At 48.3% G+C, this 10,778-nt stretch carries 7 protein-coding genes; 6 read left to right on the top strand and 1 reads right to left on the bottom strand.

From position 1 onward, the window contains the following. A partial coding sequence (gene pbpC, locus PHW04_13535) for a penicillin-binding protein 1C (GenBank protein ID MDD2716910.1) occupies window positions 1–2,043 on the bottom strand: 2,043 nt, incomplete at its 3' end. Window positions 2,044–2,200: 157 nt separating this feature from the next. Here pbpC and PHW04_13530 point away from each other — a divergent pair. The 6 genes from PHW04_13530 to PHW04_13505 all read left to right on the top strand — a co-directional run bounded on the left by PHW04_13530 (window position 2,201) and on the right by PHW04_13505 (window position 10,618). Next, window positions 2,201–3,496, top strand: coding sequence for an MFS transporter (locus tag PHW04_13530; protein MDD2716909.1), 1,296 nt, complete (start codon window positions 2,201–2,203; stop codon window positions 3,494–3,496). 34 nt (window positions 3,497–3,530) lie between these two features. Next, entirely contained in the window at window positions 3,531–4,151 is a 621-nt protein-coding gene (locus tag PHW04_13525) for a DUF2807 domain-containing protein (GenBank protein ID MDD2716908.1), read from the top strand. A 372-nt stretch (window positions 4,152–4,523) separates the two neighbouring features. Next, the gene (locus PHW04_13520) at window positions 4,524–6,608 is read left to right on the top strand and encodes a DUF3857 domain-containing protein (protein MDD2716907.1); all 2,085 of its coding nucleotides are present in this window, start codon (window positions 4,524–4,526) and stop codon (window positions 6,606–6,608) included. Continuing rightward, complete coding sequence (locus PHW04_13515; GenBank protein ID MDD2716906.1) at window positions 6,605–8,665, top strand: DUF3857 domain-containing protein; 2,061 nt, start codon at window positions 6,605–6,607, stop codon at window positions 8,663–8,665. Before PHW04_13520 ends, PHW04_13515 begins: the two co-directional genes overlap by 4 nt. Before the next feature lie 98 nt (window positions 8,666–8,763). After that, complete coding sequence (locus tag PHW04_13510; GenBank protein ID MDD2716905.1) at window positions 8,764–10,212, top strand: hypothetical protein; 1,449 nt, start codon at window positions 8,764–8,766, stop codon at window positions 10,210–10,212. An 82-nt stretch (window positions 10,213–10,294) separates the two neighbouring features. Then, window positions 10,295–10,618: a hypothetical protein gene (locus PHW04_13505; GenBank protein ID MDD2716904.1), complete on the top strand. Its 324-nt coding sequence runs from the start codon at window positions 10,295–10,297 to the stop codon at window positions 10,616–10,618. Window positions 10,619–10,778 lie beyond the last annotated feature (160 nt).

Genomic DNA, 10,778 nt, shown 5'->3' with positions numbered 1-10,778 from the left:
CGGGTTGTAGGCACCAAGAGACGGGCATGATTTTCTGTGAGAAGGAATGGTGTGAGGCGCTCCACCGGTTTCACGCAGATACTGCACCACCTCAGGCGGATAGACAAGATACTGTTCACTTACTTCCCCGCTTGTTCCCCAGCAGAGGGAGCAGACTGTTTCGCTGCGGTCCGGGTTCAGGAACACCTTGCGATGATATGGGCAGACCTTCAGATGGTCCATGGAAAGCGGCGCTTCCCGTTCCACGGTTTGAGGGCAATCCTGACCGGCAAGATACCCGCTGTCCTGGCAGATTTTAAGGCTCTGCAGGGAAGATTCAGGTTTGTCGAACCAGATTCTGAAAGGGTTTCTGGGCAGGGTGTTGAAAATGTCGAAAAGCAGATGTCCCGCAGAGCGGGCGCCGAAGAGTTCAGGATTGCCTTCGCCGGTAAAATTACCTGCCCAGACAGCGATTGTCCACTGGGGTGTGACTCCGATGGCCCAGGCATCACGGAAGCCAAAGCTGGTTCCTGTCTTCCAGGCGATCGGCCATTGCGAACTGAACTGATGCCAGTAATTCTCAGCCCCGGGCCGGTTTACATCCTGCAGCATCAAGAGAGTGAGCCAGGCGGCACCGCGTGAGATCAGCCTGTTTTCCGCTGTATCCTCGATTCCCTGCAGAACGCTGATTTTCCGGAAATTGCCGAGATTTCCCAGCCCTGCAAACATGGCAGCCAGGTCCCAGACCGTTGCTTCAGCTCCTCCGATTACAAGAGGAAGGCCATATTCGTCCGGCGTGCGGAAGAGATTTTTAAGCCCCGCTTTTTTCAGGAATCCATAAAAATCTTCCACACCGTAGCAATCGAGCAGCATCACTGCAGGCACATTCAGGGACATGGTAAGGCTGTCGTGCACAGTGACCATGCCCCGATAAGTAAGGTCTGCATTGGCAGGGGAGAAGGAGCCATAGTGAGTGGGTACGTCAGGGATTTTCGTGTCAGGCAGCAGCATGCCCCGATCCATGGCCAGAGCATAAAGAAAAGGTTTCAGGATCGATCCTGTGGAACGGGGGGAGCGGATGCCGTCTACCATGCCCTGCCGTTCCATATCAAAATAGTTCTGCGAACCGACATAGGCCCTGACTTTGCCTGAATCGGTTTCCGCGACCAGAACGCAGGCGTTCTTGATACCCCTGGAATTCAGAAAAGCGGAATAGTCCCTGACCAGACTGGTGCAGCTTTGCTGAAAGTTCCGGTCAATTGTCGTAGCCACTGTCTGGCCGGGAAAGCATGAGTGCAGCCAGTCGCAAAGATGAGGTGCTGAAACAGGGAACTGCTTCTGTGCGGCCGGGACAGGCTCTAAAAGCGCCAGCAGATAGGTGTTTTCATCAAACAGATTTTTTCCATACAGGCTTTTCAGCAGCCGGTTGCGTTTTTCAAGCAGTCCTCTGCTGTCTGATACCGGATTGATCAGGCGCGGGCTGTTGGGCAGCACCGCCAGAGTGGCAGCCTCAGCCCAGGTAAGCTTTTCCGGAAATTTGCCAAAGTATTTCCAGGAGGCTGCGCGATATCCAATGATGTTTCCACCATATGGAGCGTGTTCCAGATATGTAGCCAGGATCTGAACCTTATTCAAACGCTGTTCAATTTTCAAGGCCTGCAGCATTTCCAGGATTTTATGGGGAATTGTGCGTTCCTTGGGAACCATCAGCCTGGCTACCTGCATCGTGATCGTACTGGCGCCGCTCACACGTTTGGTTCTGGTCAGATTCTGCTTTACTGCACGAAGCACTGCCCCCGGATCAACGCCATGATGGGAAAAAAAGCGGCGGTCTTCGAAGTTCACAACTGCCTGCACAAGTTTGTCCGGGATCTGGAGCGGACTTGAGGGAAAGCACCACTGCTCGTGACTGTTGAGATAGACTCGAAGAATCCCTCCGTTTTCATCCAGAATCACAGTACTGTAATCGTCCGGGAAAAGAGGCGAGGGCAGGGGAGTTGCCAGAAAGCCCGCTGTGATGGCGAGCATCAGTATCATGACTGTAAAGAGAATTTTATTAAGCATTGAACAATTATACTACCAGCTGAAAATTGTATTTCCCTTCATACAAATCTACTAACTTACCAACTTACTAACATCTTGCAGTTTACAAGCGATTGCCTGGAATACAGTTTAAAACACCACTGATTGACACCCGAATTTAATCAGATAAAATTACTTCATGCTTAAATCCACACTGGCTAATTTCAAAAAACTATCACCATCTGCCAAGCTCTATCTTTCGTCCATGAGTTTCTACAACTTCGCTTTCGGCATCTTCGGCGTGATCTTCAACCTGTACCTTCTGGAAATAGGGCTCAGGGAAGGGCAGATCGGCACCATCACCTCTGTCGCTTCATTTGTGGGAGCCATTGTCTCATTGCTGTTTTCATCATACATACCGCATTTCGGATACCGCACTTCAGTGATCATGGCTAATTTCGTGAGCCTGTTCGCCCTGATCCTGATCCTGTTCACAGGAAATTATTATCTGATCCTGATTCTCTTCGCCATCCACGGCCTTGGCTCCACAATCATGAACGTTCTGCAGAGCCCGCTGACCATGGAAATCGTGGCTCCGCCCATGCGCAATTACTTCTTTTCCGTCAAAGGCGGCATCCTGATCCTGGTGGGAACCCTGGCCAGCTTCCTGGCCGGGCTGTATCCGACCTGGCTGACTGAGCAGTTCCAATTGTCAGTGATCAGGTCCCAGCACCTTACCATCATTACAGCACTTTTTTTTGTTCTGATCTCAACCTATTTGTTTCGTTTCATCAGAAAGAGAAAGGTGACCCAGACAGTGGAGATGGAAGGCAATGTTTTCACACACATGAGAAATTTTAAAAACTGGAAAACGCTCAACAAATTTTTACTGCCTAATATTCTGGTCGGTTTCGGAGCAGGAGCGATGGTGCCACTGTTCAACCTTTATTTCAGACAGAAATTCCAGTTTTCTCTGCTGGAAATCAGTGCAATATTTACCGCAGCCCAGCTTTCCATGGCCTTTTTCGTCTTTCTCAATCCATATTTCACCCGTTATTTCCGGCCCACGTCCATAGTCACCGTGTCCCAGCTGTTATCAGTTCCGTTCATCTGCATGATCATCTATTTCCGCAACTTCTGGCTGATCATGCTGGCTTATGCCATGCGCATGGGGCTGATGAACATGGCCGGGCCTGTACAGGAGCATTTTTCGATGGCCTGCTTCGAAAAAGAGGAACGGCCGTTCCTTTCAGCTGCCAAGAATTTTTCCTGGAACATCACCTGGTGCTTTGCCGCCTACTTCGCAGGCCGCTGCCAGGAACTGAAACTCTACGACCTTCCGCTCTACATCACGATTGTGAGCTATCTGCTTTCGATTTTATGTTACTGGTGGGCATTCAACGGCAAGGAAGAGCGATTCATTCTGGAAGATGAAGCCTCGTTCATGCAGACAGTACCGCTTTTCCCCAAATCAAAGAAAGAACGGCTTAAGTAGATGGTAAAACATTATAATCAGACTGGAGGAAAAAATGGGTATACTTAAAAAACTGATCGGGAAAATCAGAAACAGCGTTGAAGGAAACGGCAGGATCGGAAAGACAGGGTACAAACTGGATGAATTCACTGCAATCCAGGTGGGTGGTGTTTTCAACATCTCTTATCTTAAATCCGAAACCTGTGAAGCTGAAATCACGACTGATGAGAACCTGCTGGAATATATCCGCTGCGAAGTGAGGAACAGCACATTGATCCTGGATCATACCCAGTCGTTGAATCCAAGTGACGGGCTTAACGTGAAGATCAGAAGCCGTACTTTATCCCTGGTGGAAATTTCCGGAGCGTGCAGCGGACTGTTTGACAAGCTCGATGGAGACATAGAGTTTTCAGTTTCAGGCGCTGCGAAAATCAAATGCCGCGGTGAAAGCCCCAGAGTCAAGGCTGTGATCTCAGGCGCAGCCAATCTTGAAGCCAGGGAACTCAAAGCAAGAGACGTGGAGATCAACCTGAGCGGAGCAGGCAAGACTACGGTTTTCGCTGATAACTCGCTGACAGTTTCGCTGTCCGGAGCCGGGAAAGTGGTATATTACGGAAATCCGGTTACCGTGAAAAAGAGCGTTACAGGAGTGGGCAGGATCAGCGCAGGGAAATGACAGCTTTCTCCTAGAATCTATTTCATAAGTCTGCATCAACCGCGTTCGGAGCTCCATAGTTCAAAAGCTAGGCGCGTTGAGGAAGGAAATGTGGTGCATTTTCGACAAACCGCAACGACGCTTTTGAATTTTGCAGCCCGAACCCGGAGGGTTGCCGGCACCAGACTGCGCATTTCTTCGTTATCCGGTCTTGATGATGCGCCGCATCACCTTCGACCGGATGGCCTCGAACTGCTTGTCGGTGCAAGGCAACGCGGCGATGCAGACTTATGAAATAGGTTCTAAGCAGATTTTAAATTATATTTTTTGGGCTCGAAATTATCAACCAAATCGAGTATATTACTCCCAAGAACAAACCACAGGAGGAATTCAGTGCGGCTGACAATTATTTTTCTCGTTCTGTTCAGTCTGACGGTTCTTTCGGCCGGGGAGAAAGCGATTCTCAAGACCGGCGAAGAGCTTGAATCTGCGACTTACACTCTGGAGAAAGGAAAGATTCATCCTGATACCGGAACTGACCTGGATCTGAACCAGGTGAAGGAGCTTTACTTCAGCACTGTCGCCAAGGAAGCAGCAGGCACGGCTGAAGTGGTGCAGTCTTCCGAAGAAACCAGGAAAATGGTGGAAGACGCTTACAAATTCGCGGCCAAGTATCCTGACGCAGGCTATATCACCCTGATCGACGACGGGCTGTTCGAATACAATGAGGACGGCACAAATTCAAATACATACCACGCCCTGGGCCTGATCATGAAAGAAACCCATAAAGGATATGCCACTGGGGGCACCTACTTTGTGGATGGCCGTGACAAGGTTGAACTGATTTCAGCCCGTACCATCAAAAAAGACGGTACAGTGATCCCGTTTGACCCGAAAAATGTGGTGATCAGCAAACCCAGTTCCGGCGGGGATACATTCACCACAGGAACGACCTTCATTTTCAAATTGGCACAGGTGGAGGTCGGGGATCTGATCGAATATACATACAAGGAAACCACCTTTAAACCTGCCAAGAAAGAATTCTTTTTTCCCCAGTTCACGTTCCAGGGCGTAGATCCTGTCCAGCTCTCCCGCTGCAGAGTAGTGATCCCTGAGAAGATGGAATTCTATTATCTTTCAAAGAACTTCCCTGACGGCAAGAATGACCCTCAGATTGAAACCAGGGATGGAAAAAAGATCTATACCTGGCAGGTGAACGACCCTCCGCTGATCGTAGAGGAACCTTCCATGCCGGCTACATCAGACGCAGTCGCCCACATCTACGGCACGATCTTCAAGGACTGGGGCGTGATCTATGACTGGATCCAGGCTTATTACAAAGAAAACTGCATACCATCTGAAAAACTGATCGCCTTCACCCGTGACCTCACCAAGGACTGCAAGACGGATGAAGACAGAATTGCCGCCATTTACCACTGGATACAGCAGAACATCCGCTACATCATCATCAAGGGCGACCTTTCCTCGATCTTCGGCAGCTACAAGTGCGATACCACGTTCGAGCGCAAATTCGGCTGCTGCGTGGACAAGGCTGTACTTTTTTCAGGCATGCTGAACGCAGTCGGAGTCAAGTCTACACCGGTTCTGCTCAACGTGACTGACGGCGACGACATTGATCCCAGCCTGCCAAGAATCTATGTGCAGCATGCCATCACCTGCGTGTACCTGAATGGCAAGCGCATGATTCTGGACTCCACTGGCTACAATTCCCGTTACCCCTCCTTTGGGACATTCGACCAGGGTGTGTACTGCATAAATCCTCTGGACCGCGAACTGCAGTTCATTCCTCAGGAGAACCCGGCCTCAACTCGTGCGAGCTATACCACAATCGTGAATCTGAAAGAAAATGGAGACTGCAGGGTTTCCTGGTGGACCCGCTATAACGGCGATTACGAGACCTGGCTCAGGGGTTACTGGAAAACAGTCAAAGAATCCGAAGTCGAGCAGCGCTTCCAGGAAATGGTCAACGAGATCTCGCCCAATTCCACACTGATCAAATACAAACTCAACAACCTGCTTGATATCACCAAAGCTTTTTCGATCGAGCAGGAGTATGAAATAACTCATTTCCCGACCTTCGCCTCAGACCTGGTGATTTTCACACTGCCTGGTTATAGCATGAAGTTCCCGGAACTGAGCCTGGAACAGCGCAAGTACGATCTGGAGTACGGCTATCCGTTCATGAAGGAAAACACCTTCATCATCAACGTCCCGGCGAACATGGAAGTGCTGGAACTGCCGAAACCCATGCATATCACACACAAATACTTCACCTATGACGCAGAGTATTCCAGAAATAAGGAAGGCAAGATCATTTTCAAGGACTGCTACAAGCGCCAGTGCCGCTATGTAAGGGTCGGCGAATATACGGAATACCGGAAGCTCCACAAGCAGATCGAGGAATATACGAAAGAAAAGATTTTCCTCAAGCTCAGTCAGAAAGGAGGCAAATCATGATGATGAAAGCAGCTTTTTTAATCATTCTGATGTTCACTCTCCAGCTTTGGTCTGATACGGTTACCTTAAACAATGGGGACGAGATTTATGGAAAAATAACCGCGATCGGAAAAGAGTCCGTAAAAATCAGTGACTTAAAAGGCAAAGATCACGACTTCGCCAAAAAAGACCTGCTGAAAGTTTCTTTTCTCGGCTTCAAGAAGCTGGAAGGGGAGAACACTCCGGCTGAAATCAAGAGTAAGGAACTCAGGGATCTTTTAAAGGAAGACTTGAGCGAAGCAAAATATCCGGACGCCGGACATATCAACCTGATCGACGAAGCCAGAGTGTCATTATCAAAAGACGGGTCTGCGACTGAACGCGACCATATTGCAGCCAAGATTCTCAAAGAGCGTTCCCGCGACCTTTCCAATGTAAGGTTTTATTACAAAAAGGGAGAGGAGACCCAGAATATTGATTTTGCCCGCACGATTCTGGATAAGGACCTGTTCTACCTGAATGAAGAATCGATCCAGGACGAATCCGTTTTTTATCAGCTGAAGGCTTATGAAAAGACGCATTGCGTCAAATTCGCGGTTCCTAGAGCTGCGATCGGTTCGGTGATCGAGTATGGTTTCACGAAAAAGACCTTGAAGACAGACATCCTGCACCCGTTTTTTGGTGAATTCTATTTCAGAGAACAGGACCCCAAAAAAATCTGCAGGCTGGTAGTGGAAGTTCCCAAGGGTTCCAATTTCGTGTTTGAGATCGGAAACAACCAAGAGAACAAAGTGAAACTGAAAAAAGAAATCTCAGCGGACAAGGAAACATATACATTTTCCGCTGATAACCTTCCCGGTTATATCTCAGAGGATGAGATGCCTCCTTATAAAATGGTCTTTCCTTATGTGACCTACGGGATCGACTATGGCTTCGATAAACTGGCTAAAGAAATCCAAGCAAGACTCGAGGAAAATCTCGGGAAATCAGATGAAGTCGGAAAAAAAGTGGATGAAATCTGCGGAAAACTGAAAGATGACAAGGAAAAAGCTGTTGCGATTTTCGATTATGTGGTACGGGAAATCCCACAGCAGCCTGTTTCAATGCAGCATTATTCCTATCTGCCGAAGCCGGTTTCTGAAATCTTCCAGAATCGATTCGCCAACAGGCTGGACATGGCATTTATCTATTACGCGATGCTGAAACGTGCCGGTATAGACTGCGATTTCTGCTACGGTATCAGCAAGGTTGATGGAAAGATCAACGGAAAGCTCGGGAACATCGGTCAGTTCGATTTCAACTGCGTGTATCTTAAAAAAGAAGACAAGTATGTGGCACCGCTCAGCGATTCGATGGCATTCGATGAGCTTTATGACTCATACCAGGATTCGGATGTATTCGATGTCAATACAGGAAAATTCGGAAAAACACCTCTGCTCAAGCCAGAAGCTGAGGGCTATGCGGATCGAGTGAAGATCAGCCTGTCCGGCGACTATGCGCTCAGCGCGAGCGAATCATGTGAATTTTTCGGTGCCAGAGCAATGGATATCAGGAGCAAAAAAGCCATGAACAAGGCAGAACTGGACAAGGAAGTGGAGAGACAGGTGAGCGGCATCCATCCCAATGCCAGGGTGAAAAACTACAAGTACGAAAATCTCCAGGAACTTTCCAGAAAGCCCGCTTTCAGTTGCGAGTACCAGATAGGGAACTATGCTCTGCATGCCGGAAAATTCATGGTTTTCCGCCTGCCCGGACTTGACTACAGCGCGAGCTCAGTGGGCAAAACTGATCGGGAATATCCCTTTTACTGGAACTCCTGCGAGAGAGATGCCCAGGAATTCGAAATCAAGCTCCCTGAAGGCTATAAAATCTATTACATGCCCGAACCGATCAATGCCAAAGCCGGGCCTGTGGCTTACAAGGCGTCCTTCACAGAGAAGGGCGGGGTGATTGTTTTCTCTGACGAGATGGTTAAAAACGGCGAACTGCTTGATGTCAAAGATTACAAGGATTACAAGAGTCTGATGGAAAAGCGGGCCAAACTGGGCCAGGAATATATAGTGATCGAGAAGCAATAGGGGCGAACAGCCGTTCGTCCATACAAAGGATAGTTAGCCAGGTGATTTGTAAGGGGCGCAGCATGCTGCGCCCCTGGAAATTAAACGGATAGATACCCATGCCTGAAATTACAGATCTGGATAAAAAATTCATTCTTAGAACCGCAGCCGCTTACAGGAGGCAGGGTGTCAGCTTCTTTCTCTCAGGCATTATTCTGGCAGTGCTGATTTTTTCTCTCTCTGAACCATTTATCCAGGCCGTCTGGAAGTGGAGCTTCTTCGCTCTGGCGGTTATCTTTTCCCTTTATCAGAATCTGATTGCAGCGCAATATACGGCTTTTATCAACAAATTCAAGGACCAGATCGGTGCCCTCTGGCAGGTGAGAGTAAGAACTGCCAAAGAAACAGCTTGGTTGTTTTCCTGGACTGTTGCCCTGGGGTTCCTGTTCGGCACAGCTTTGGTGATCGGTTTCAGACTGACTGTGATCCATAATGTACATCAATTTGCTCCTATCGAACGCTATCCGGAACTGTACAAACCTCTATCCAGAAAGATCTTATCTGTCAATGTCGCCAACAGGGCGGAGTTTCCTTTGTTTGTTTGCGGAGACCTGAGCTTTAACCTGCCCTGGAGATCAGCTAAGGAATATTACAGGAACCAGAATCAGCTCATGATCCGCTCAACGCTCGATGATCGCCGGCTCACCTGCAACTTCGGCAATCTGCCATTGATCAGAGACCAGATCTCACGTCTGGGAGAGACAAGAAACCTTGCTCAGCTGATTCCTGGAGTAGAGCATCTGCTCGATACCTGTGAGTCAGGATTCGTGGAAACTCTTTTACGCTCAAATCTGTCGAATCTATCCTATGACATGAATCTTGCTGAGATCGTTCGATCTTTTGCCGCTGCAGGCGGAAAATGTCTGCTCTTCCGTGATAACAAAAGTAACCTGCCGGTAGATGGCTCATCATTTCTGGTGGAAAGCAGGGATCGCAGCAGCAGGGCATTTCAACTTGGAAATCCGGGTAAGGATCCAAGGATCAAACTGCTGATCTTCAGTGATGACACTCATTATCTCGAATTCAGTTTCTACGGACTGGAGATCGGACAGTATGACATTGATTTCATGCTGGCAAGTCTTGATTACGGGAACAGGTTGAAGATGGGACGGGAAAGCATGATGGCTGCCAGAATTACTGCCTGCCAGGAATATCTCTCTGATGTGGGAGAGATGCCGGTGAAATTATGGGATCTGCTTGAAAAACCCAAAACCAGGTCTGACGGAATGCCGTTATCCGAGTGCTGGCGCGGTCCGTATTATAAGGCAGCGAGCGCCTGGCCGGATTTCTGTCTGGACGATTTCGGCAGGCCGATCCTCATAATCTTCAGCAAAGGACTCGGAATATTCCAGCTTTATTCTTATGGTCCTGACGGTAGAATTTCCGGAGATGACGAGCTGATCCCGTTTCAGGATGAGACAAAAGAAGTCCCTGTCGGCTACTGGTATCAGCCGCTGCCGGCTCCTCCGGGCAGCGCGATGGAAGCGATCCCGCCAGAACCGCATTAAAATACTTGAATCACTTGCAAATTGTGCGGATTTTTAGTAGATTGAATACAGTAGAATAAACCAAGGTAGAAGGTAGAGATTAATGGAAAATTTGTTCATCTGGGGATTCGCGATACTGATGGGCATTGCAGTGTCCGGAGCTCTTCTGGGATTGCTGGACATCCTTATCCTAGGGGGTAAGATCAGCAAATCATTGTCTGAAAGATACGATCTGAAGAAATTTCTGCCGGTAGACGACACATACAGTTCACCATCACCATTTCTCGTTTTAATGGTTATTCCATACATTTTTCTGTTTAAACTTGGATGCTATCCTTACCAATGGATAAACAGAACCACCCGCTGGTATTCGAATCCTGAAGAAGACAAGACCAATATCAATATCCAGAAAAGGATCTTCAAGTAAAATCCGGATTCTTCCTTAGTACGACTGAATTTCATCAATCTTTATTTCAGGCTGAAAAAATTCTCGAAAAAGAGTAAAATATTAAAACATAAGTTCCAAGCTGGAATCTTATATGGAGCTGGATGAGCTAGTATGATTTGCTGATGCGCACTGAAAGTGC

Source organism: Candidatus Wallbacteria bacterium, assembly GCA_028687545.1.
Lineage (GTDB): Bacteria > Muiribacteriota > JAQTZZ01 > JAQTZZ01 > JAQTZZ01 > JAQTZZ01.
The sequence above is the reverse complement of the archived record's forward strand: the minus strand, read 5'-3'. Positions and strand labels throughout refer to the sequence as shown.

Bases quoted from the DNA above. Each gene is read 5' to 3' on its own strand.
- PHW04_13530 (MDD2716909.1), top strand. From the start codon at position 2,201: ATGCTTAAATCCACACTGGCTAATTTCAAAAAACTATCACCATCTGCC.
- PHW04_13525 (MDD2716908.1), top strand. From the start codon at position 3,531: ATGGGTATACTTAAAAAACTGATCGGGAAAATCAGAAACAGCGTTGAA.
- PHW04_13515 (MDD2716906.1), top strand. From the start codon at position 6,605: ATGATGATGAAAGCAGCTTTTTTAATCATTCTGATGTTCACTCTCCAG.
- PHW04_13510 (MDD2716905.1), top strand. From the start codon at position 8,764: ATGCCTGAAATTACAGATCTGGATAAAAAATTCATTCTTAGAACCGCA.
- PHW04_13505 (MDD2716904.1), top strand. From the start codon at position 10,295: ATGGAAAATTTGTTCATCTGGGGATTCGCGATACTGATGGGCATTGCA.